This is a genomic window from Colwellia sp. C1TZA3, assembly GCF_007954265.1.
Classification (GTDB): Bacteria; Pseudomonadota; Gammaproteobacteria; order Enterobacterales; family Alteromonadaceae; genus Cognaticolwellia.
The window spans coordinates 20,683-43,269 of record NZ_VOLS01000010.1; the positions used below are offsets into that span (position 1 = coordinate 20,683).

The 22,587-nt window shown below is 38.7% G+C and carries 24 protein-coding genes; 15 read left to right on the forward strand and 9 right to left on the reverse strand.

What is annotated here, in order from left to right:
- Nucleotides 1-28: 28 nt before the first annotated feature.
- The 6 genes from ESZ39_RS04700 to ESZ39_RS04725 all read left to right on the forward strand — a co-directional run bounded on the left by ESZ39_RS04700 (nt 29) and on the right by ESZ39_RS04725 (nt 6,827).
- A complete protein-coding gene (locus tag ESZ39_RS04700; protein ID WP_146878632.1) occupies nt 29-1,108 on the forward strand; it encodes a PhoH family protein in 1,080 nt (359 codons plus the stop codon).
- A complete protein-coding gene (gene ybeY / locus ESZ39_RS04705; RefSeq protein WP_146878633.1) occupies nt 1,098-1,568 on the forward strand; it encodes an rRNA maturation RNase YbeY in 471 nt (156 codons plus the stop codon). Before ESZ39_RS04700 ends, ybeY begins: the two co-directional genes overlap by 11 nt.
- A 202-nt stretch (nt 1,569-1,770) precedes the next feature.
- Complete coding sequence (locus ESZ39_RS04710; RefSeq protein WP_146878634.1) at nt 1,771-2,649, forward strand: HlyC/CorC family transporter; 879 nt, start codon at nt 1,771-1,773, stop codon at nt 2,647-2,649.
- A gap of 5 nt (nt 2,650-2,654) precedes the next feature.
- Nucleotides 2,655-4,214: an apolipoprotein N-acyltransferase gene (gene lnt, locus ESZ39_RS04715; protein ID WP_146878635.1), complete on the forward strand. Its 1,560-nt coding sequence runs from the start codon at nt 2,655-2,657 to the stop codon at nt 4,212-4,214.
- A 583-nt stretch (nt 4,215-4,797) separates the two neighbouring features.
- Nucleotides 4,798-6,459 (forward strand): amidohydrolase, encoded by a 1,662-nt coding sequence (locus ESZ39_RS04720; RefSeq protein WP_146878636.1) that lies wholly within the window; start codon nt 4,798-4,800, stop codon nt 6,457-6,459.
- 56 nt (nt 6,460-6,515) lie between these two features.
- The gene (locus tag ESZ39_RS04725) at nt 6,516-6,827 is read left to right on the forward strand and encodes a VanZ family protein (protein WP_223270237.1); all 312 of its coding nucleotides are present in this window, start codon (nt 6,516-6,518) and stop codon (nt 6,825-6,827) included.
- Between the two features lie 212 nt (nt 6,828-7,039).
- On the opposite strand, the gene ESZ39_RS04730 is transcribed toward ESZ39_RS04725, so the two are convergent.
- Nucleotides 7,040-7,999: a GGDEF domain-containing protein gene (locus ESZ39_RS04730; RefSeq protein WP_146878637.1), complete on the reverse strand. Its 960-nt coding sequence runs from the start codon at nt 7,997-7,999 to the stop codon at nt 7,040-7,042.
- Between the two features lie 2 nt (nt 8,000-8,001).
- Complete coding sequence (locus ESZ39_RS04735) at nt 8,002-9,111, reverse strand: response regulator (protein WP_146878638.1); 1,110 nt, start codon at nt 9,109-9,111, stop codon at nt 8,002-8,004.
- Nucleotides 9,112-9,397: 286 nt separating this feature from the next.
- On the opposite strand from ESZ39_RS04735, the gene tpx reads away from it, so the two are divergent.
- Complete coding sequence (gene tpx / locus ESZ39_RS04740) at nt 9,398-9,970, forward strand: thiol peroxidase (protein WP_223270241.1); 573 nt, start codon at nt 9,398-9,400, stop codon at nt 9,968-9,970.
- Nucleotides 9,971-10,307: 337 nt separating this feature from the next.
- On the opposite strand, the gene ESZ39_RS04745 is transcribed toward tpx, so the two are convergent.
- Entirely contained in the window at nt 10,308-11,645 is a 1,338-nt protein-coding gene (locus tag ESZ39_RS04745) for an amidohydrolase (RefSeq protein WP_146878640.1), read from the reverse strand.
- A 410-nt stretch (nt 11,646-12,055) separates the two neighbouring features.
- On the opposite strand from ESZ39_RS04745, the gene ESZ39_RS04750 reads away from it, so the two are divergent.
- Both ESZ39_RS04750 and ESZ39_RS04755 read left to right on the forward strand, forming a co-directional pair.
- Nucleotides 12,056-12,367, forward strand: a complete 312-nt coding sequence (locus ESZ39_RS04750) for a hypothetical protein (RefSeq protein ID WP_146878641.1) — start codon at nt 12,056-12,058, stop codon at nt 12,365-12,367.
- A 92-nt stretch (nt 12,368-12,459) separates the two neighbouring features.
- On the forward strand, nt 12,460-13,869 hold the full coding sequence (locus ESZ39_RS04755) for an FAD-dependent oxidoreductase (protein ID WP_146878642.1): 1,410 nt from the start codon (nt 12,460-12,462) through the stop codon (nt 13,867-13,869).
- A gap of 269 nt (nt 13,870-14,138) precedes the next feature.
- Here the strand turns inward: ESZ39_RS04755 and ESZ39_RS04765 are convergent, their stop codons facing one another.
- From ESZ39_RS04765 to ESZ39_RS04775, 3 genes are all read right to left on the reverse strand, one after another.
- Complete coding sequence (locus ESZ39_RS04765) at nt 14,139-14,438, reverse strand: MGMT family protein (protein ID WP_146878643.1); 300 nt, start codon at nt 14,436-14,438, stop codon at nt 14,139-14,141.
- Complete coding sequence (locus ESZ39_RS04770) at nt 14,438-15,103, reverse strand: SDR family oxidoreductase (protein WP_146878644.1); 666 nt, start codon at nt 15,101-15,103, stop codon at nt 14,438-14,440. Before ESZ39_RS04770 ends, ESZ39_RS04765 begins: the two co-directional genes overlap by 1 nt.
- 114 nt (nt 15,104-15,217) lie before the next feature.
- Nucleotides 15,218-15,595, reverse strand: a complete 378-nt coding sequence (locus tag ESZ39_RS04775) for a hypothetical protein (protein WP_146878645.1) — start codon at nt 15,593-15,595, stop codon at nt 15,218-15,220.
- Nucleotides 15,596-16,208: 613 nt separating this feature from the next.
- On the opposite strand from ESZ39_RS04775, the gene ESZ39_RS04780 reads away from it, so the two are divergent.
- The 4 genes from ESZ39_RS04780 to ESZ39_RS04795 all read left to right on the forward strand — a co-directional run bounded on the left by ESZ39_RS04780 (nt 16,209) and on the right by ESZ39_RS04795 (nt 18,890).
- Entirely contained in the window at nt 16,209-17,174 is a 966-nt protein-coding gene (locus ESZ39_RS04780; protein WP_146878646.1) for a tRNA-dihydrouridine synthase, read from the forward strand.
- A 153-nt stretch (nt 17,175-17,327) separates the two neighbouring features.
- Entirely contained in the window at nt 17,328-18,305 is a 978-nt protein-coding gene (locus tag ESZ39_RS04785; RefSeq protein ID WP_146878647.1) for a methylenetetrahydrofolate reductase, read from the forward strand.
- 85 nt (nt 18,306-18,390) lie between these two features.
- Entirely contained in the window at nt 18,391-18,633 is a 243-nt protein-coding gene (locus ESZ39_RS04790) for a hypothetical protein (RefSeq protein ID WP_146878648.1), read from the forward strand.
- A 53-nt stretch (nt 18,634-18,686) separates the two neighbouring features.
- Nucleotides 18,687-18,890: a hypothetical protein gene (locus tag ESZ39_RS04795; RefSeq protein WP_146878649.1), complete on the forward strand. Its 204-nt coding sequence runs from the start codon at nt 18,687-18,689 to the stop codon at nt 18,888-18,890.
- A gap of 273 nt (nt 18,891-19,163) precedes the next feature.
- Here the strand turns inward: ESZ39_RS04795 and ESZ39_RS04800 are convergent, their stop codons facing one another.
- Together ESZ39_RS04800 and ESZ39_RS04805 are read right to left on the reverse strand one after the other, a co-directional pair.
- Entirely contained in the window at nt 19,164-19,553 is a 390-nt protein-coding gene (locus ESZ39_RS04800) for an acyl-CoA thioesterase (RefSeq protein ID WP_146878650.1), read from the reverse strand.
- Between the two features lie 67 nt (nt 19,554-19,620).
- Nucleotides 19,621-20,691 (reverse strand): beta-ketoacyl-ACP synthase 3, encoded by a 1,071-nt coding sequence (locus ESZ39_RS04805; protein WP_146878651.1) that lies wholly within the window; start codon nt 20,689-20,691, stop codon nt 19,621-19,623.
- Between the two features lie 821 nt (nt 20,692-21,512).
- On the opposite strand from ESZ39_RS04805, the gene ESZ39_RS17720 reads away from it, so the two are divergent.
- Both ESZ39_RS17720 and ESZ39_RS04815 read left to right on the forward strand, forming a co-directional pair.
- Entirely contained in the window at nt 21,513-21,650 is a 138-nt protein-coding gene (locus ESZ39_RS17720; RefSeq protein WP_191321702.1) for a hypothetical protein, read from the forward strand.
- Between the two features lie 38 nt (nt 21,651-21,688).
- Nucleotides 21,689-21,874: an NfeD family protein gene (locus ESZ39_RS04815; protein ID WP_191321703.1), complete on the forward strand. Its 186-nt coding sequence runs from the start codon at nt 21,689-21,691 to the stop codon at nt 21,872-21,874.
- Nucleotides 21,875-22,242: 368 nt separating this feature from the next.
- Here the strand turns inward: ESZ39_RS04815 and ESZ39_RS04820 are convergent, their stop codons facing one another.
- Nucleotides 22,243-22,572: a YbaB/EbfC family nucleoid-associated protein gene (locus ESZ39_RS04820; protein ID WP_191321705.1), complete on the reverse strand. Its 330-nt coding sequence runs from the start codon at nt 22,570-22,572 to the stop codon at nt 22,243-22,245.
- Nucleotides 22,573-22,587 lie beyond the last annotated feature (15 nt).

The following is a 22,587-nucleotide window of genomic DNA, read 5'->3' on the forward strand; positions in this document are numbered from 1 at the left end:
TGATGCTTCGAGCACTCGGGAACCGCAATTGAGTAAAAATACCAGTATAACTTTTGAACTATCTCCAGCCGATAATAATCGCCTGGCCAATTTGTGTGGCGCTATAGACGACAACCTTAAGACGATAGAACGTCGAATGGGCGTTGAGATCAGCTACAGAAGCCATGAGTTTAAAGTCACCGGTAAAAGTTTAAATGCAGAAGCCGTGAAACAACTTTTGATCAATCTTTACCTTGAAACCGAAACAGTTAAAGGTAAGTCAAACACCATTACCGCTAAAATGCTGCACTTAGCCATTGTAGAAGCCGGAGTACTAGAAGCCACACCAAGCAAGCTTGATGGCAAGTACGACGATATGGTGACCATAAAAACCAAACGTGGTATGGTCAAACCGCGTAACGAGAGCCAGCAAAGTTATGTCCAAAATGTCATTACCAATGACATCAGCTTTGGTGTTGGTGTTGCCGGTACCGGTAAAACTTACCTAGCGGTGGCCTGCGCTGTCGACGCTTTAGAGCGTCAAGAGGTCAGGCGCATATTACTGACCCGCCCAGCCGTAGAAGCCGGTGAAAAGCTTGGCTTTTTACCAGGCGATTTATCGCAAAAAGTCGACCCCTATCTACGTCCGTTATACGATGCGCTCTTTGAAATGCTCGGTTTTGAGAAAGTTGAAAAACTGATTGAGCGTAATGTCATCGAAGTGGCTCCATTAGCCTACATGCGCGGTAGAACCTTAAACGATGCCTTTATTATTCTAGATGAAAGTCAAAATACCACCGTAGAACAAATGAAAATGTTCTTAACCCGCATCGGCTTTAACTCACGCGCCGTGATCACTGGTGACATTACCCAAGTAGATTTACCGCGCGGACAAAAATCTGGCTTACGTCATGCGATTGACGTATTAGTTGATATTCCGGGGGTTAGTTTTAACTTCTTTCAAGCAAAGGATGTTGTACGCCACCCGGTTGTTGGTCATATCGTTGAAGCTTATGAAGCGTTTGAACAAAAAGAGCAACGCTTAAAAGCAGAGAAACAGCAAGCTCGCGAACAACAGCAAAAAGCAGAAGCGTTAGCCGCTGCCAGCGAAAGCAAACATGGCGAATAACGCGGCTAATATTATTGTCGATTTACAATTGGCTTGTGGTGACAAAGTGGTGCCTAAGTTCGATGATTTTCAACGTTGGACCGAAGCTGCACTAGCACCCTATAAAAAATCATTTGAATTGACCATTAGATTGGTCAATAGTGCTGAAAGCCGCCAGCTTAATCATCAGTATCGAGGTAAAGACAAAGCCACCAATGTTTTGTCTTTTCCATTTGAAGTACCTGATGGTATTGAGCTTGATTTACTAGGTGATCTTATCATTTGCGTTGATGTTGTTGAGCAAGAAGCGGCAGAACAGCACAAAAGTATTAATGCCCATTGGGCGCACATGGTTGTGCATGGCTGCTTACATTTACTAGGTTTTGATCATATTGACGATGATGAAGCAGAAGAAATGGAAGCACTTGAAACCAAAATAATAACCGGTTTGGGCATTGCTGCTCCGTATGAAATACAATAGCAGCCAGTGTTAAATCGTAAGCGGACTGATTTATAAATTCGCTTACTGTAAATATCAAAGCATTATTTGATCTCTGTCAGCAAAATAGTTACTGAAGAGAATAAGCAACAATTTAGTACTTGAAATTAACGACGATCGGTTACAAACTGGTTAAGTAATTAAATAATATTAAATTCAACTAACAAGGAATTAAAAAGGCTCTATGAGCGACGACCAACCCCACTCTAGTAACGGTTCTTCAAATAAATCAATCTTGACTAAAATCATGCAAGTATTTACCGGAGAACCGAGAAGCAAAGAGCAGCTAGTCAATGCATTAAATGATGCTGAAAACCATGAATTTATCAACCCAGAGATCAAGCAAATGATCGAAGGTGTACTCGAAGTATCTGATATGCGAGTACGCGATATTATGATCCCTCGTTCACAAATGATCACCTTAGATATTAATGAGCCGCTAGAGAAATCACTCGCCATTATAGTGGATTCTGGACATTCAAGATTTCCCGTGATTAATGATGATATTGACGATGTTGAAGGCATCTTATTAGCGAAAGATTTATTAGCTTATGGTTTTAAAAAAATTGAAAAAAATTTCACCATAGCACAAATTATTCGTCCCGCTATTATTGTTCCTGAAAGTAAAAAAGTTGATCCACTGTTAAAAGAGTTTCGCCAACAGCGTTATCATATGGCGATTGTTGTTGATGAATACGGCGGCGTTTCAGGTGTGGTAACCATTGAAGATATTTTAGAGTTGATCGTAGGTGAAATTGAAGACGAAACCGACGATGCCATGGAGGAAGATATTAAATATCTTGCCGGTCAAGTTTATCAAGTAAAGTCTCTTACCGACCTCACCGACTTTAATAATTACTTTAATTTTCAATTTAATGAACGTGATGCCGATACCATCGGTGGTATTGTTACCCAGCATTTTGGGCACATGCCGAAAAAAGGTGAAAAAATCACCATTAATAAAATCATATTCAAAGTCACTGCTGCCGATAATCGACGCATGCAAACCTTGCAAATTACCGTACCAAAAGAACATCTTGTTGCAGGTAAAGTCACTGATTAAACGCTATGCTAAAGACAGTCTTTAAACGAATTCATCAAAATATCACCAATAAAGAAAATGGTCTCAGTTTTATACTGGGACTTGCATTAGTACTGTGCTATGCGCCATTTTCTTATTATTGGCTGATGGCGATACTATTACCAACATGGCTATACTCACTGCAAGAAAAATCAGCTAGAGCAGCAGCTAAGCAAGGTTTTATTTTTGCTTTTGGTTGGTTTTCTTCCGGTATTAGTTGGGTACATGTCAGTATCGATCAGTTTGGTGGCTTACCGCTAATTGTGTCAGTATTATTGATGATATTGCTGTGTGTATATTTAGCGCTATTTCTTGCTCTTGCCTGCTATTTAGCTGCGCGTTTTTCCTATCAAAATAAACTTAATCTTTGGCTTTTATTGCCCTTTTGGCTACTCGCCGAGTTTTTACGTGGTGTTTTGCTTACAGGCTTTCCATGGCTAACCTTAGGTTATAGTCAAATTGACGGTCCTTTAGCTGTCTTTGCCCCTCTCATTGGCGAGAAAGGTATTAGCGCCCTAGTGATTACCATCAGCATTGCCATGGTTTATATTCTTAAGCAGCGCAAACCTTACCTACATATTACCTTACTTATCACGATTAGTGTTGCAGGCCTAGTTTTGCAGAATAAGACTTGGGTGTCAGCAACGGGTAAGTCTGTCAACACGCTGATGGTACAAGGGAATATTAAACAAGCAATGAAATGGTCACCCGAGTTAACTTGGCCCACCATGCTAACGTACTTAGATCTAACCCGAAAAAACTACCCTGCTGATATTATTATCTGGCCAGAATCAGCCATCACCGCAGTAGAGCCAAGTGCCCAAGCACAAGATTTTTTACAAATAGCACAAAAATCAGCCTTACTGAATAACAGCGCGATTATTACTGGCATTATTGATTACAACATCAATAGCAAAAACTATTACAATAATTTAGTCGTACTTGGCAAGAAATCACCGAATGACAGTCAAGGAAGTTACCAATATAACAATCAGAATCGTTACGCCAAACATCACTTATTACCCATAGGTGAGTTTGTGCCCTTTGCGGGTTGGTTAAGACCACTAGCAGCGATTTTTAATTTGCCGATGTCATCTTTTAGTCGCGGTGAATATGTGCAAAATAACCTCGTCGCTAATGGCTATCACTTACTGCCACTGATCTGCTTCGAAGTGGCTTTTGCCGAGCAACTTAGTGCTAATTTTTCCAACCAAACTGATTTACTATTAACGGTGAGTAATGATGCTTGGTTTGGTGATTCACATGGCCCACACCAACATTTAGAAATTGTTAGAATGCGTGCGCTAGAGTTTGGTCGACCTTTCTTGCGCGCAACCAACAATGGCATTACTGCTGTTATTGACCACCAAGGCCAGATTCTTAAGCAAATCCCACAATTTGAACAAGTCGTACTTAGTACTCAAGTAGCTTTAGTGACTGGGCTAACACCTTACGCGCGCTACACGCGTGTTATCGACTTTGTTATTCCTTTATTACTTTTGTTATTGGCTGTTATACGCCGTTTTCAATATAGACCGAAATCATAAAACCTTAACAGCTATGCTTATAACACTGAGCTTATACCAATTTTATTAATTAAGTGATCCACTTTTTCATGAGAAAAAATGGATAAATACAAGGCATGAAATTTAGTCAGTAGTTATTCACCTTATAAATTTTATAACGCTGTAGTTATTCATTTTAACCATTAAAAATGAGCAGATAATTAATCAACTTGGTATTATACCAGTTCCATTAAGTTTGTGATCTTGTTGTGCGCAGGAAAAATAACTCAAGGTAAGGCCCTCGATTGAGCAATAGCTGGCTATTGGGATTGAGAGCAACACAGCCTTGAGCTATTTTAACTAGTACAAGTGAGCAATAACTTAATGGGATTGGTATTACTTACAACGAAAAGCTGTATTGGCAAGTCTTGCTAAGGTTAACCCTCCATGGTGCTGGCCACTTAAAACCTAGGCTAACGTTATGATTTTATCTTGTTCTCCTTTCAGAGCCTTTAGGCATTTTTTCTCATAAAAAGCTCTGAATCTATAGATAAAAAAGCTAAAGTTTTCATTATTTTTCATGTTAGTATTTAATGATAATAAAAAAGCAAATCAAGGAAATACTATGATTAGACTATCGACCTCAATAAAATCGGCAATACTCATTGCAACATTGAGCCCCACGCTAGTGTTTGCAAAAACGACGTTAATAACTAATGTTCAAGGCTATACCATAACAGGCAGTGAGCTTGAAAGCTTCGCTGCTATTGCGTTTACCGATGACAAAATCGATAAAATATATTCGGCAACAGACACCCTGCCAAGTACAAAAAATTTAACAGTTATTGATGGTAAAGGGAAAACTTTAATCCCGGGTTTGATTGACTCGCACGGCCACATTTTAAATTATGGTTTAAGCCTATTGCGCGCAGATTTAGTCAACAGTGCTTCCGAGCAAGATGCCGTTAACAAGACCTTAGCATACGCCAAAGCTAACGCGGGACTGACATGGATACAAGGTCGGGGCTGGAATCAAACCCAATGGCCAAGCAATGTTTTCCCTCATGCAGAGAGTTTAGACAAGCACTTTATCAACCAACCGGTCTGGCTTAAACGTGTTGATGGCCATGCTGGCTGGGCAAATTCAAAAGCGATGGCGCTGGCAGGCATCACAAAAGATACCCTATCACCAGAAGGTGGTGAGATTATTAAAGATAAAAATGGCCTACCTACGGGTGTTTTTATCGATAATGCCATGGCACTCATTGATAACAGTATTGCGCCTTTAACCATTAAGCAGCAAAAACAAGTATTGGTCAAGGCCATGGACTCGCTTGCCAGTTATGGCCTTACTAGCGTACATGACGCTGGCATTGACACTGATAACCTAAATGCTTTTAAAGAATTGAGCCAAGAACAAGCAATGAGTATTCGCGTTAATGCTATGTTGTATTTGCCGTCAGCTAAATGGCAACAAACTTTGGCTAACGGCCAATATCGCAGCAAAGATGATATGTTAACTTTTAATAGCGTAAAAATTCAAACCGATGGTGCCTTAGGTAGTCGTGGTGCGGCATTAATTGAAGATTATTCTGACCACCCAGGTCATAAAGGTTTACTGCTAAATACCCCAAAAGAATTTGAACATTTGGTTAATACTTCAATGCGCCAAGGCTATCAAGTCAATAGTCATGCCATTGGTGACAATGCCAATAAATTGGTACTTGATACCTACGAAAAACAGATCAAAGCGACTAATACCAAAGCTTTACGTCACCGTGTTGAACACGCACAAGTATTACGCCTTGAAGATATACCGCGTTTTGCAGAGTTAGATCTTATCGCTGCCATGCAAGCAACTCACGCAACTAGTGATAAAAATATGGCACAAGACCGACTAGGGCCAAGCAGAATGTTAGGCGCTTATGCTTGGAGAAAGTTACTTGATGCTAAGGTAATGATTGCGGCTGGTTCAGATTTTCCAGTTGAATCACCCAATCCATTTTTTGGTCTACATGCCTCAATTACTCGTCAAGATCATAGCAATAGCCCCAAAGGTGGTTGGTTTGCCGATCAGAAAATGACACCGCTGGAAGCTTTTAGAAGCTTTACCTTAGATGCCGCCTATTCTGGCCATCAAGAAAACATTATTGGTAGCTTAGCAAAAGGAAAAAAAGCTGACTTTGTTTTACTCGACAATAATTTATTTACCATGCCTGAGCAAAATATCTGGCAGGTGTCGGTTGATAAAACCTGGGTAAATGGCAAATTGGTGTATCAAAAGTAGTGATGATAATCACTATAACAAACTTTATTAAGCAGTTTTGGCAGGGTATAACAGTCGTGATCTTAGTACTAATAACGGTTGCTTCGCTCTACCCTGCCCAGTATTTACCTAGCGTACCTGGTAGTGATAAAACTCACCACTTTATTGCCTATTGCGCTTTAATGTTACCCATAGCACTGCGTCGCCCTAAGTATTGGTTAGCGTTTGCCTTATTATTCATTGTTTGGAGTGGTTTAATCGAATTGATTCAGCCACACGTTAATCGCTATGGTGAATGGCTAGACTTAGCCGCTAACGCCGGTGGTGTGCTATTAGCGATAATCATTGCACAAGGGTTACATGGGTTGATTGCACTAAGGAAAACATAATATCAGCATCAGCAAGATATTATGCTGTGCTTGTTATAACTAAAGTATTCATAAACTTATCAATATAAAAAAGCCCTAATGGGCTTTTTTTATGAAGAAAAATGAGGAAATACAAGAGATAAAATTTAATCAGTAGTTATAAATTTTATAACGCAGCAGTTTTTTATTTTAACCCTTAGAAATGAACCGATAATTAATCAACTTGTATAATATTACTTTTGATAAACCGTTACTTTATTACGGCCATTACCTTTCGATTGATATAACGCATTGTCGGTGTGCTCAAGCCACTGTGTTACTGTGCTATAGCTTGGTTCAACTTGTGCAACGCCTAAGCTAATCGTGTATTGAATTTCAATCTCATTATAAATAATTACTGACTCTTCTACTGTTTTACGCAAGCGCTCAGCAAATATCAGCCCACCTTCTGCATAAGTATCTGCCAATAAAATAATAAATTCTTCACCGCCATAGCGCGCTGAAATATCAGTTTCTCGTACTTGTTCACGGATCAATTTTGCTAAGTGGCGGATGACATCATCACCCACTAAGTGACCATAGTTATCATTAACAGCCTTAAAATGATCTATATCCAACATAACTAAGCTACTAGCATGTTGGTTACGCGTATAACGCTTAAATTCAGCTGCTATACATTGCTGCCAATGATTGCGATTAAACAATTGGGTTAGGCCATCAGTTCGGCTAAAAATGGCTAACTCAGCGTTGGCTTTTTTTAGTTCCTTTTTTTGTGTGGCATTATCAGTGACGTCATAAACTAATAAACATAAATGAGAAACTTCACCCGTAGTCGACATTAAGGGAATAAAAGTTGTATTTTGGTACATAAACTCAGCAGTACCAGTAATAGGGCGATAATTATTAAACTTAAACACATAAGGGCGTTGCTCCCAAATAGTAAAAGCTTTGTTTTTTAATAAAAATACTGACTCCGCTTTACGACGAAACCAATCTTGGGGTATTTCATCAAAAAGATCGAAGAGTAACTTACCTTTGACTTCACGCGGTAATAAGCCACTGTGATTTTCCATAAAACCATTCCAAATTTGAATGGTGTAATCACGGTCAAGTACCACTAGGCCAACATCAATGGTATGAAGTACTTCCATCATCCAATGTAATTCGTTCAACTGTGCTGTTTGTAATGACATGATTAATCCAACAAGTAAGCTATTTTATGATTAAGTACGGCTAACGATTGTTCGGTAAAAAGCAACAATAGGTCAAATTTAATAGGATAATTTTCAATACTATAGCTAATTTCAATCGCGAGGGTTTTCTTCCATTTATTAGTATTTGTCGCAATTAATTCGGAAATTTTGCTATGCTGACCTAATACAACCGGATGGCCTTGACTAAATGACATATCAAGCTGTTCTGCAATACCACTTAAACATGCACCAATAAGTAAGTTAGCTATGTCCATTAATAACTCTAATTCAACATTGTTATCTAACTTATCACCATATTTCATCAATGAGGCAATATCTTTGAAACTTGAGTCATTAAGAATTAAAAGTGCTTCACCTGAGATGCCAGCACCAATAAAACCTTGACAGATCCCCGAAGTTTCATCTTTGTTTTCCACATCCGAAAGCGCCATTGTTAACTCACTGACTTCAATTAAATTAACATTGGGGACAGGTAAAACAACAACAACATCTAGTAAACGAGCCAGTAAATCACCTGCCTGCCCCATCGCCACATTGGTGATTTCTTGATAACAATCAAGCATTTCACTATCAACTTTAATAATTGATTGCTGTCTTGCTGCCACCGCTGGCCTTCTCAGTTCACTCACTGATAGGCTTTTTACTGGGCCTGTTGATTGATTTATCGCTTTAGCTGTTTCAGTTTCAGTTTCAGTTTCAGTTTCAGCAATGATAAGGTCATCTTTACTGAAAACGCCATAAGCACTCAATACTTCAGTGAGTTTGCTTTTATCAACTGGTTTTTTAATGAAATCTAATGCGCCTAAACGCTTCACTCTTTGGTGTGCTTCGGGTTGAATGTCACCTGATATAACAATGGTTAAGGTTGGCAGGTCTTGTTTTAATATGGTTTCTAGTACTTGATAGCCGTCCATTTCTGGCATATTCAAATCAAGTAATAATATATCGCCTTTACCTGCTTTAACTGCTGCTATGGCTTCAACACCATTGCTAGCAAATGTTAAATCAACATCCCAACCATCAGGGAGTGAACGCGCGACTTGTTTTCGCGCCATAGTAGAGTCATCACAAATAAGTAAAGAAGTTGGCATAGCAGAAAGAACCCTAGGTTGGGATAGCAAAAGATAACTCAATTGGAATTTTCAGCAAGGTATATTCAGTAATAAAAAGGTCAACATATACTCATGCTATTATAATAGGCGGTAGTTTTTTTAAAATAAAACGCAATTAATTTGCATTTTTTCTACACTTTTTTCTTACACAAAGGTAAGCTTGAGTACTAGTTTACCTTAAGTAAATATCGAAATTATGAATATTTTAAAATTACCTGCAATTGCCTTACTTAGCTCAGTATTTATCGCTTCAGTTAGCGCTGATATGTCTGTAGCTGAACTAACAGAAACCACCAATTTAGTCATGGCGGGTAATAAATACGTTACCTTATTGGGCAATCAAGTAAAGGTAGGAGATGAGGCACCTGACTTTAAAGTAGTAACTCAGTCATTTTCACCCGTTACCTTAGCTGAATTTAAGCACAAACCCGTGTTAATTTCAGTTGTACCGAGTTTAGACACCGGTGTTTGCTCTATTCAAACTAAGCGCTTTAATGATGAAGTAGCAAACTTACCCGAAAACGTGGTTATGTTAACAATTAGTAATGATTTACCTTTTGCTCAAAAACGTTTTTGTAAAACTGAAAAAGTAGAGAGTATCAAAGTATTATCAGATGCTGTTTGGCGAAATTTCGGTCATAATTATGGCTTACTTATTAAAGATATGGGCTTGTTAACACGCGCTATTTTCATTATTGATGTCGATGGAAAAATCGCTTATAAAGAACTAGTTGGCAATATCTCTCAACACCCAGATTACGACACAGCGTTAACCAAACTAAGGTCAATGAGTCAGATTGTTAAGCCGAGTGAAACAACAAGTGAGCACTCAGGGTAAGGTTTTTTAAACCATTAAATGAAAAGAGCCAAGAAAAATAGCGATTAGCGCTAGCAGCTTATTACAACAACGTAATATCAATGTGATAGAAAAATTAATTTTTTCTTTACGCCTTTTATCTCTCTTGTTTTGCCCAGTCTCTGACTGGGCTTTTTTATCAGTAAAATACTGTTGAAAACGGTTATCTACTGATAAAAGTCTTGTTTAGCATCCAACTATCGACAGATAACAAACATGACTCAGCACAAAAGTTATGACTATTTTAGTATCACTAAAGCGATATTAATATAATTTGCGCTAGCCATTAAGTTTACAGACAAGATAAGGACTAGGGTAATTATTTCGCCATAACATCAAGTAGCGCATACACCGTAGCTTCAACACCTGATTTAATAGCGGGCTCAGGGGTTATTTTAAATTGTGGGCTATGATGACTTGGCACAGCTGCGCCACCGGCTTGTGCTCGCTCAAAATCAGCTTTTAGCGTGCCGCCTACTTTAAAGTAAACGCTAGGAATATAAGGTTTGGTAGTAAAGAAGCCAAAATCTTCTGCACCCATACCAGTTTCCGCCGGCTCTAATAGTGCGTCAGCACCCATTTTTTCACTTAATACGCTTTTCAAGCGCTGAGCCAATTTTTTATCATTAAAGGTCGGCGGGTACGCGAATTCACTGACCACTACTTCTGGTAATTTATCTTCTGGCACACCTGCAGTACGTGCTGTACCAATAGCAACACGCTTAATAGCTGATAGTAACTGCTCACGTACTTCTGGTGTTAAACTCCGTACCGTTAACTGCAACTTAGCTTCATCTGAAATAATATTATGCTTAGTACCGGCATGAAATGAACCTACTGTGATAACACCCGCATAACGAGGTGCCAATTCACGACTAATAATAGTTTGTAAGTTGTTCACAATTTGCGCACCAATCACAACAGGATCTTTACCTTGGTGTGGTGAAGCACCATGAGCACCAATACCGTGTATCGTAATATCAACCGTATCAGCACCGGCATAAGGCGAGCCTTCGTCTACAATTATTTTGCCCGCTTCTGAATTGGCACTAACATGAAAAGCAAAAGCATAATCAGGTTGACCAAAACGCTGCCATAAATTATCTGCCATCATCGCAGAAGCGCCAGGGCCCTTTTCTTCTGCAGGTTGGCCTATAAGCATTAAAGTGCCTGACCATTTATCTTTATTTTCAGCCATATAGCGACCAGTTCCCACTAGGCTTGTTATATGAACATCATGACCACAAGCGTGCATAACACCGACAGTTTCGTTATTCCAATTTTGCATTTTAACTGTTGAGGCATTAGCTAAGCCTGACTGCTCAACTACGGGCAAACCGTCCATATCGGCTCGTACCATGACCATTGGGCCTTCGCCATTTTTCATTATCGCGACAATGCCTGTGCCACCAACACCTTGAGTAACCTCATAACCCACAGCACTCAATTCTTGTGCTAAACGTTTTGCTGTTTTAGTTTCCATTAATGATAATTCAGGATTACGATGAAAATGATCCCATAACGGGGCTAAGTGCTGTTGATAATCTTTTGCAATATCGTTAGCCATATCTTGTTCAAAGGCTAAAACGTTAGTCGTCGCAAAAGACGAGATTGTTAGTGCTGACGCAATTAAAATAGCTAGTGTTTTACGCTTCATTTTCAACTCCATGGATTATCCAAGTATCGTCCGATTTTATAACGAATCACTTTAAAGTATTGATGTCTTTATTGTTATAAAAAACAGTGTAGGTATAACTTACTGTACCTAGGCTAATTATCAATGTCTTGCTGTTTTCGCTAATCTGCCTAAATCCAACGACAGGCGACTTTAATTTCTAGCCACTTCTGTCTAATTTTCATCTTATCCTTGTTGGTAATTAAAGCGATAGCTGACCGTACAAAGCTCAATCATATCGGGTCTTTAACCACCCTTTCGCTTAACAAACATGCGTTTAATAACACATTTGTTTACTTATTGATTTATGAGCCTCGGGGATAAGATTTTTTTAACAACAACGAAAGCTTAATTAACCGACGAATATTTAACCTGACACCAAAAATAAAAATTTGTCTGTTTCTTATCAAAAATTTACTGACATTAATTTTTTTATTGTGCTGAAAGTTGGATGCAATCTTACTCATGCTGCCAACAATATTGAGTTATCATTACATCAACGGCAAGTCACCTTATCTGCTAAGCGTGTTAGCGCAGATGGGCGCGAGCCCAATGTTATACCAATCCCATTAAGTTATTGCTCACTTGTACTAGTTAAAATAGCTCAAGGCTGTGTTGCTCTCACTCCCAATAGCCAGCTATTGCTCAATCGAGCGCCTTACCTTGAATTATTTTTCCTGCGCACAACAAGATCACAAACTTAATGGAACTGGTATTATTTGTATTGCGCCAGTGCCGTTATACAATGACTTTCAAAATATTTACCATTTTTCAGAATATTAAAGGAATACATCTAATGTCAGTAAGAGAGAAAATAACCATTGCCGGTGCCGGCCCAGTTGGTACTTTGCTTGCTGTGCTTTTAGCACGCCATGGTTATGCCGTTAATTTATTTGAATCGCGAGCTGATTCGCGTAGCCATAATATTTATCAAGGTAAGTCAATTAACATTGCTTTGTCTGATCGGGGTTGGTTGGCATTAGCATCTGTAGGTCTCGAAGCAGAGGTTAAGCAGCACGCCATTGCTATGTATAAGCGTGTAATGCACGCCATTGACGGCACGATTACCGAACAAGCATATGGTCAAGAAGATCAAGCTATTTGGTCAGTTTCTCGTTCGGGTATTAATGAGCAGCTACTTGATTTAGCTGAGCAAGAGCTTTTAATAAAAGTTAAATTTGAACAACGTTTAATTGATCTTGATTTTAGCAATGCCAGTGCTAGCTTTAGCCATGATCATAGCGTTGAAAAAGTCTCAGCAGATATTTTATTTGGTGCAGATGGCGCTTTCTCAAAAGTGCGTCGCTTAGCACAAGACACGCCACGCTTTAGTTATAACCAATCTTATATGCCACAAAGCTATATTGAATTACACATTCCAGCCAATGACGATGGATCATTTAAAATAGCCAAAAATGCCTTACATATTTGGCCACGTAAAACCTTTATGCTGATTGCCTTACCTAACCCTGACGGCTCTTTCACTTGCACCTTATTTCTAGACTCTGAAGGTGAGGTGTCATTTTCTTCATTAACAAACCGCGCTGAAGTCACTGCGTTTTTTGCAGAAAATTTTGCCGATGCACTGCCTTTAATGGAAAATCCGATAGATGACTTTCTCAATAAAACCGCCAGCCCATTATTTCTGCTGAATGTTGACCCTTGGGTTATCAATAATACTGTCGCGTTAATTGGTGATGCCGCTCATGCCATGGTGCCTTTTTATGGTCAAGGCATGAATTGCGGCTTTGAAGATTGTCGAGTATTAGACCAATTAATTACTGAATATCAGCAAGACTGGTCGAAAATATTTCCAGCTTATCAAGTGGCCAGAAAAATCAATGCTGATGCTATTAGTGAGTTAGCCAAACGAAATTTTGTTGAAATGAGTGAGTTATCAGGTCAGGCAACGTTTTTATTACAGAAAAAAATAGAAGCAGAATTTCATCAGCGATATCCGACACTTTGGACTCCATTGTATACTATGGTGACCTTCTCACCCTTACTGCCTTATTCTCAGGCCTTAGCACTTGGTGATATTCAGCAAGAGATTATGCAGAAGATAATGCAAATTCCTGATATCGAAAACTGTTGGCAAGCCGATTTTGTTTATGAAAAATTATGGCAATTGGCCCAGACAGCATTTGGCGCTGACAATACTGATTTAGTAGCCCAGAAAAATTTAACCGATCATAGTAACAACTAAAATAGACTCGACAAAGGCAATACTAATGCGCTAAAACAAACAACAACTCTGCTAGATCAGGTTGCCATTGAAAGTCTTTTAATTTGATACGCGCCCCCATAACCACCACTTGCTCAGCTTGCAGTAATACCAGTTCCATTAAGTTTGTGATCTTGTTGTGCGCAGGAAAAATAACTCAAGGTAAGGCGCTCGATTGAGCAATAGCTGGCTATTGGGATTGAGAGCAACACAGCCTTGAGCTATTTTAACTAGTACAAGTGAGCAATAACTTAATGGGATTGGTATAAGTCGCGCTGTTGAGCAAAGTTTTCGCTACCGGCTGCAAATGAAATTCTACCTTGAGCGTTAATCACCCGATACCAAGGCACTATTTGCCCGTGCCAGCCGTTAGTTGGCACAGCAGCTAACGCTTTGCCTACTAACCGAGCGCGGCCAGGTAAACCTGCTAGATCAGCAATTTGGCCGTAGCAGGCGACTTTTCCCACAGGAATAGCCAGCACGGTTTGCCAAACTTTTATATACTTACTACTAACCGGTTTACCAACATTTGAGCTTATATTGCTCTTCATTACCAAGGCAAGACATTACCATTGGAGTGCTTAAAAATACCACTTTGTGCTAAAGTGAGTTGATTAATTAACCCAACCAACTTTTTAGCTGCATCACTCGCGCTGATATCACCACCATAATTAACCATCTCGGTTTGGACATAACCGGGATGATATACACCAACAGCCACTTTCTTACTGGCAAGATCATGACTTAACGACATGGCTGCCGCATTTAAAGCCGCCTTTGACATTCTATAACCATAACGACCACCTGAGTCATTATCCGCAATAGAGCCCATTCTTGAGGTAATAAGTGCTACTTTTGCTTCTTCTTTAAGCTGTTTTTGCAAACTAGCAACTACTCTTAGCGGAGCTAAAGCATTGACTTCAAACTGCTCTCGTATAGTGTTTAAATCGAGAGTGGCTAGACTTTCATCGCGTAAAATACCGGCATTACACACCAATACATCAATGTCGATATGCTTTAAGGCAGATACCATGTTTGCTATACCTAAATCACTTGCTACATCGACATCTTCAATAATATTGACATCAAGCGCGGTTAACTCAACTGAAGTTTTTCGACACAGCGCAAAGACACTATCTCCTTGTGCCTTAAAGTGCAGACACATGGCTAAGCCTATGCCTCTATTCGCGCCAGTAATCACAATATTTTTGCTCATTGATTATCCTTATATTTAAACGTTGTCGTTAATATTAAATCATTAAAATTAAAAAACCACTTCAAGTGAAGTGGTTTTTTATATGCTATCAAGCTTATTTACTAAGCACTACACTTATTCGCCACACTTGCCTTCTTTAGCTTTTGTGACTTTACCTTCTCCACACTTGCCTTCGCCGCATTTACCTTTGGCTTTGGCTTTCATTTTGCCTTCGCCGCACTTACCTTCGGTTTTAACTTTGCCTTCGCCGCACTTACCTTCGGTTTTAGCTTTGCCTTCACCACACTTGCCTTCGGTTTTAGCTTTGGCTTTACCTTCGCCACATTTGCCTTCGCCGCATTTACCGTTCTCGTGACCGTCTGCAGACACTATAGTCATTACGTTTTGTACAGCAAATGGGTTAGTTTCTGCTTGCACTGGCATTGTTGCCGCAACCGTTAATACAAATAAGCCTAATAAAGCCACAATTGAAGATTTTTTAATTAATTTCATTATATTTTCCTTTTAATTTTTTAATTAGACACTACATCTACTAGGTATAGCTATTTACAAAGACCACACTGGATGTAAATAAATTTCAAATGCTGTAAATTTTTTGAATTAAGTTAAAGAAATTTTGTATCTACAACATCATTGAGATTAGCCTTATCTACATGAAACCACAAGTAAAAAACTCAGCTATTTAACTGCTGCATTAGCCACTTTCACTAGCAAAATGTAGTTAATATGATTGATTATTATATTATTTTTTGTCAAAAAAAAAGCCCATCAATATAGGCTAAAATCATTTAACTTTACAAATTCCACTTAATTTTCATGACAAAACTGCATTATATCTGAGTAACTTGCCAGTAAAAAAATAGTTTTTTGGCCCATTTTTAATACTAAAAATAAATGGAAGATAAATAAGTCGCTTACTATTTATTTTTAGTTGTTATGCTGCGCTTAATGTTATTATTGCCAGACGATCACCCTTGGGTAAATCAACAATAATGGCAGCTAAAGCGCGTTGCCTGCTAAGAGTACAGGTTACTCTCAGCATAAGGTATTTAATAAAACACCATTGAATAACGTCTACCGCCTCAAATATTACAGCTAATAACGTATGCATACCCCAATAGAAACTAAAGTAAAAAAAATAATCCTAGCGCCTATGGAAGGTGTTGCCGATGAATTAATGCGTAAAACACTGACATCACTTAATAATTATGATTTTTGTATAACAGAATTTATTCGCATTGTTGACGCTTTAATGCCTGAGCATGTTTTTAGAAGAATGTGCCCTGAGCTAGAGCATGGCTGCAGAACTCAAAGTGGTACCCCCTTGAGAATTCAGTTACTCGGCCAAGAGCCTGATTGGATGGCTGAAAATGCAGTTAGGGCAATAGACATGGGCTCACACGGTGTTGATGTAAATTTTGGTTGTCCGGCTAAAACCGTTAACAAAAGTAAAGGTGGCGCTGTTTTGCTAAACGAGCCAGAAAAAATCTATCAAATAATGGCTAAAATAAGAGCGGCTATTGACCCTAATGCCACTTTATCAGCGAAAATCAGGCTAGGCTTTAATGATGCCTCAAAGCTAGATGAAATTGTTAGTGCAATTGAGTCAGCTAAGGTTGACCAATTAACCATTCATGCTCGCACCAAGCAAGATGGCTACCGACCTCCTGCCTACTGGCACTTTATTGGCCAAATAAGACAAAAGTACGATATTGAGATATTTGCTAATGGTGAGATTTGGAGTAAAAGTGATGCCACTGACTGTGTAACTCAGAGTCAAACACCCAACCTGATGCTGGGGCGTGGCGCATTAGCCCTACCCAACTTAGCCAATGTTATTAAGTTTGATGAAAAACCTATGCCTTGGTCTGAACTAAGCTTGTTGTTAATAAGTAATAGCGCATTAGACTTAAAAGGCCATAAAAGCTTTTATTTTTCAAGTCGTTTAAAACAATGGTTGCGTTATTTAAAGTTACAATACCCACAAGCAGATACCTTATTTAACAATATCAAACGATTAAAAGATAAAGATGAAATTCTTCATCAAATAGATATCGCAGCATCGATATAAAAATCAATCGAACAGACTATATCCGTTGGCTTATCAGCATTAGCTATAATGTTGATAAAACTATTATTAGACGAGCGCAGATTTTTATCATGTAACAAGGTAAGATAATTGTTATTAAAGACCCTAACTTACCTTAAATAAGAAGTAACGATAGTGAAGAACGGTTCAGAGTTAAGAGCACGATATAACGACGTAAATCGTGGTGTCTACTTTATCGGCACAACCCCGCCCAAAAGTGATACACCCATCGAGCAAGTATCAATTATTGCCGATAAATTACTTGAGCGTGTAAGCGACATCGACTTTGACGGTTTAATTGTTTATGACATTCAAAATGAAGATTCACGCACCTCAAAGCCACGGCCTTTTCCTTTTAAGTCAACGCATGATCCTCGACTTTACTCCTCATTTTTACAACAGAAGTCAAAACGACCGGTGATTACTTACAAGAGTGTCGTGCAATCAAACGGTGATGCTTTTAATCAATGGGTTAATGAAGCGTGGCATGAATATGGTATTCGCGACATTGTACTGGTTGGCAGCCCTTCACGGCAAAATAGTATTAGTCTGCCTTTGGCTGAAGCCTATAAAACCTTAGTGACCAATGAAAATAACTTTTTTATTGGCGGTATTACTATTGCTGAGCGTCATGCAAATAAAGGCAATGAGCATGTTAAATTAATTGAAAAACACCAGCAAGGTTGCAACTTTTTTATCTCACAAGCCATTTATAATGCCCAAGCAACCATTGATATGTTGACGCGCTATGCCATCGAGTGTCAGCAACAAGGTATAAAGCCACAACGTATTATTTTAACCTTCTCTCCCTGTGGCAGTAAGAAAACCTTAGAGTTTATTGAATGGTTGGGTGTCAGTGTTCCTGAAGCAACAAGTTTACGCATTTTAAATGCTGAGCGACCATTATATGAATCGATTAGAATTTGCAGCAATACCTTGGTTCAGATTCTTGATGCGGTTTTGCCCTACAAAGTGCCTCTAGGGCTTAATATTGAGAGTTTAACTAACCGTAAAGAAGAGATTGACGGTTCAATATTACTTTATAAACTCTTGCGTTCGACGATGGATAATTATTTAGCAAAGCAAGAGCTCAGTGGGCTTTTTACTGATTAATTAAGCATTTTTCTCATCGTTATACGCTATACTTTGTAACTGAAATATTATTTATTTCAGTTACAAAGTATAGGAGACTTAAAATATGTCAGGTACAGCGATGGTTGTGGCAATTGTATTTATTTCGGTTGGCTTTGGTGTGATATTTGACATGTACAAAAAGCATTTAGAATTTAAAGCCAAAACCTTAAACCACAACAGCCAAAGTAATGAAAAAGCTATAGCGGTGATTAAACAAGTACAAGCACTTGAAGAGCGTATGCAAGTGTTAGAAAAAATTATTACTGATGAAGGCTATAGCGTTCAAAAAGAAATTAATAAGCTCTAGCGACGAACCTGTGCTATTGGTTATGGTTATAACGATGAGGATCGAGTGTTAATATGAAATTAATCATGAGAACCGAATTTGAAAACTTACAAAAAAAACTACTTCATGGTAGGCAAAGTGATGTAAATGGCGCAAAGCAGGTCGTAAAACCATATCGAAATGAGCAGCTTATTGCGAAAAAAATCACGCTAAAAAACTCTATTCGATATTTTGCTATTGATCGCTATCAACAATTTCTCACTGACGAAACTGAGTAAACTGAGTAAACACAACTACGGCTAAACCTTTACTCAGATAGAAGCCTGCTCAAATAAATACCTAATAAATAAATACACCACCTACATCATGATATTGCAATGTACTTTACTGGTAGCGCTCTAGACCAATTTAGCATTACTGCACTAAAGTAAAAACTACTAAATAATAGTAGTTTTTGCACTTCAAAAGTGAGACAGAGTTGACTATAAATGTGATAAGTTCTGATCATTTATGAGCCAGTTCCTAAAGTCTTCTTAGATTAAGCACATCCATTAACCTTCAATAATCTCAGTTAAAGAAGCCAACGTTTTACCATGTGGGATCGGTTGTTTAGATTCAGGATCAACTTGAACAAAAACAATATCATCAGCCAAACATATTGTTTTTTTCGTCACCTTATTACGCATAATGCATGTGATAGTAATCGAGGTATTTCCAACCGCTTTAGTTGATAAACCAAACTCAACAATGTCACCCTGTTGAGCCGGTGATTCAAAATGTATGGCGCCAATATGCTTAGTAACCAAACAGTTTGTTTCTAGTTGGCATATGGCATATATAGCAGCTTCCTCATCAATCCAAGCTAATGCCCGACCACCGAAGAGTGAATTAGCATAATTTAAATCATTAGGTAGAATTAATCGACGAGATAAAAAGCGCATGGGTATCCTTATTACAGCGATAAGCTAACCAGAAGTAGTGTTAGCTTATAAACAAAAAATTAATTTTTTACACAGATTTGCCAGCAATAATGTCTTGTACTAGTTCCAAGCCAGATTGCTTACATTCAGGTAAATTGACATCGGTTGTTGATAAAGCATGGGTTCTATCACCCCATTTCACAACATGAGCGCTCCATGTTAAACCACCACCAAAGGCTGGAAGCAACACATAAGATTGCTGCGCAATGAAGCCTTCTTCTATCGCTTCGACAAAGGCCACTAAGGTTGTTGCCGCTGACATGTTGCCATATTTATGAATGTTGATAAATACCTTTTCTTTGTCCATTTTAAGACGTTTTACTAGGGTATCAATAATACGTAAATTTGCTTGATGAGGAACAACACTGGCCATTTGGTCAGCACTGAGTTGCGCTTGTGCTAGTGCTTTTTCACAGGCCTGCGCCATACCTGAAACCGCTTTTTTAAAAATATCTGGTCCTAAAAACGCCCAATTAGACTGTCCAAGCAAACGTCCTTTATTAGCATATTTCATGCCCCAGCCTTCAACAGCCAGAATATCTCGGGATTCGCCATAGCATCCTAAAGCTTGCGTTATAACGCCAGTTTCTTCTGCACTTTCTTCTAAATAAAGCGCTGCTGCACCGTCACCAAATAAGACAGCAACATCACGGTTACTCCAGTCCATAATAGGCGAAATAGTTTCAGCGCCAATAATCAGTGCTGATTTAACCACTCCGCTTTTTATCATAGATGTTGCAACGCTTAAACTATACATGCCACCAGTACAGGCTGTACTAACATCCATGCAAGCGGCATTCTCAGCTCCTAGTAAACGCTGGACATTAGAGGCCGCGTTAGGACAGATCTGATCAAATGTGGTGCTGCCAAAAACAATCAACTCAACATCTTTGGCGGTTTTACCTGCAGCAGCCAATGCTCTCGCACAGGCAACATGGGCTAACTCACTGACAGTAACATGAGAAATTCTTCGCTCTTTCATACCAGTGCGAGAAGTTATCCATTGGTCATCTGTTTCTAAAAACGTGGCTAAATCATCATTGGTAAGAATAGCGGGCGGTAAGCACTTGCCCCAACCGGTAATTGCTGCGTATGTCATAGGAAACCTTATTTTGCTGTTATTTTTACTTTTAAAAAGCAAAGAATAGTTTTTTTTTATAGTCATATCATACTACAAAAAACAGTATTTTAACGGCTATTTACCGTATTTACACCAAGTTGATTTAAAATTAGGTCTGTCGATAAAGGCTAGCATTAAAGACCTTATAAAAAATCAGCGTTTTTACCTCTCCTGTCCTCCTACTTGTTTTCTACCTGTGAGTTATTTTATTATTTTTTACAGGGGGGAAAGGAAGGAGAAAACAATGAGGAAAGACTAAAACCTTTTGGGCTGGCTGTACTTATGCCAAGTTGGTTTAACATTTATTTAATCGGTAAAAATTAGTATTAAAAACCACCTAAAAAGTCAGTATTTTTTTACTTCTCCTGCTCTTCTCCTTCTTTTCTCCCTGTGAGTTATTTTATTATTTTTCACAGGGAGAAAAGAAGGAGAAATACTGAGAAAAAAACCACATTGGCGTAGGAGTAGCGGGTATTGTCGGCGGTATATCGTTACTTATCGCCTTATATGCCCTACAGTTACTGCCACTAAATTTTGCGGGTGTTGCCCTACTGTTGTTAGGCGTAACACTCATGGTAATGGAATCACTAATACCAAGCTTTGGTATTTTTAGCCTCGGCGGTTTTGACGCATTTTTTTAGGCTCGATCCTTTCATACCAATTTCATTAAGTTTGTGATCTTGTTGTGCGCAGGAAAAATAACTCAAGGTAAGGCGCTCGATTGAGCAATAGCTGGCTATTGGGATTGAGAGCAACACAGCCTTGAGCTATTTTAACTAGTACAAGTGAGCAATAACTTAATGGGATTGGTATTATTCGACACTAAGCTTGAGCAATTTAAAATATCTCTACCATTGATTGCCGGTTTTGCTTTTCTCCTGCACTATTTATTATCTTTGACTTGGGATTTATCTACCGAGCACAAAAAAATAAAATAGTCAGTGGTCAATAAGAAATAGTTAAGGCTTGGGTTACGGTGGAGATTGACTTCACTGATGAGGGTTATGTGCTCTTTAATGGCGAGCGTTGGGCGGCTAGCAGCCAACTAGCCTTGGAAAAAAATCAACAGGTACAAGTGCAAGAAATTAATCACCTAACCCTTGTTTTTGCACCAGCACTAAACGCAACAACTAAGGAGCAAGATAATGACTTCATTATTTAATAATTTAGAATTATTCACCGGCTCAATTATACTTTTACTTATTGCCTTTTTGTTAAGTGCTTTTAGAGTTTTACAATAATATGAACGTGGGGTTATTTTTTTACTTGGACGATTTTATAGCGTGAGAGGGCTTGGTTTTATTATCGTTATTCCGTTTATCCAACAAAACACGAACGACCTCGTTGACTAATAAAGAGCATATTATATGATAATGTTCTAGTCGAAATAGCTAGAAAAGACAGAAGTATAATCACGTTGTGTGCGTTTGCTGTTTTTATTATCAGGTCCTAAGTGTGTAAATGTATTTAGGACGGGCAATCCATACAAAAAAGCCCGCATAAGAAGCGGGCTTTTTCATAGACTTAAAACTAAAACGGCATTTTCATCCCTGGAGGCATTTGCATACCACCAGTTAAAGCACCCATTTTATCTTTATTTTGCTCTTCAACGCGACGTACAGCATCATTCATTGCTGCGGCGACTAAGTCTTCAAGCATATCTTTATCGTCTGCTATTAAGCTGTCATCGATAATAACACGACGTACGTTATGGTTACCTGTCATGGTCACTTTGACCATACCTGCACCCGCTTCGCCGGTCACTTCCATTTTAGCTAAATCTTCTTGTGCTTTTGCCATTTTAGCTTGCATTTCTTGGGCTTGCTTCATTAAGTTGCCCATGCCACCTTTCATCATAATTTTCTCTCCAAATGT

Coding starts and splice junctions, on each gene's coding strand:
- ybeY (WP_146878633.1), top strand. CDS start 1,098: ATGGCGAATAACGCGGCTAATATTATTGTCGATTTACAATTGGCTTGT.
- ESZ39_RS04710 (WP_146878634.1), top strand. CDS start 1,771: ATGAGCGACGACCAACCCCACTCTAGTAACGGTTCTTCAAATAAATCA.
- lnt (WP_146878635.1), top strand. CDS start 2,655: ATGCTAAAGACAGTCTTTAAACGAATTCATCAAAATATCACCAATAAA.
- ESZ39_RS04720 (WP_146878636.1), top strand. CDS start 4,798: ATGATTAGACTATCGACCTCAATAAAATCGGCAATACTCATTGCAACA.
- ESZ39_RS04730 (WP_146878637.1), bottom strand. CDS start 7,999: ATGTCATTACAAACAGCACAGTTGAACGAATTACATTGGATGATGGAA.
- ESZ39_RS04735 (WP_146878638.1), bottom strand. CDS start 9,111: ATGCCAACTTCTTTACTTATTTGTGATGACTCTACTATGGCGCGAAAA.
- tpx (WP_223270241.1), top strand. CDS start 9,398: ATGTCTGTAGCTGAACTAACAGAAACCACCAATTTAGTCATGGCGGGT.
- ESZ39_RS04745 (WP_146878640.1), bottom strand. CDS start 11,645: ATGAAGCGTAAAACACTAGCTATTTTAATTGCGTCAGCACTAACAATC.
- ESZ39_RS04755 (WP_146878642.1), top strand. CDS start 12,460: ATGTCAGTAAGAGAGAAAATAACCATTGCCGGTGCCGGCCCAGTTGGT.
- ESZ39_RS04765 (WP_146878643.1), bottom strand. CDS start 14,438: ATGAAGAGCAATATAAGCTCAAATGTTGGTAAACCGGTTAGTAGTAAG.
- ESZ39_RS04770 (WP_146878644.1), bottom strand. CDS start 15,103: ATGAGCAAAAATATTGTGATTACTGGCGCGAATAGAGGCATAGGCTTA.
- ESZ39_RS04775 (WP_146878645.1), bottom strand. CDS start 15,595: ATGAAATTAATTAAAAAATCTTCAATTGTGGCTTTATTAGGCTTATTT.
- ESZ39_RS04780 (WP_146878646.1), top strand. CDS start 16,209: ATGCATACCCCAATAGAAACTAAAGTAAAAAAAATAATCCTAGCGCCT.
- ESZ39_RS04790 (WP_146878648.1), top strand. CDS start 18,391: ATGTCAGGTACAGCGATGGTTGTGGCAATTGTATTTATTTCGGTTGGC.
- ESZ39_RS04795 (WP_146878649.1), top strand. CDS start 18,687: ATGAAATTAATCATGAGAACCGAATTTGAAAACTTACAAAAAAAACTA.
- ESZ39_RS04800 (WP_146878650.1), bottom strand. CDS start 19,553: ATGCGCTTTTTATCTCGTCGATTAATTCTACCTAATGATTTAAATTAT.
- ESZ39_RS04805 (WP_146878651.1), bottom strand. CDS start 20,691: ATGACATACGCAGCAATTACCGGTTGGGGCAAGTGCTTACCGCCCGCT.
- ESZ39_RS17720 (WP_191321702.1), top strand. CDS start 21,513: ATGGGATTGGTATTATTCGACACTAAGCTTGAGCAATTTAAAATATCT.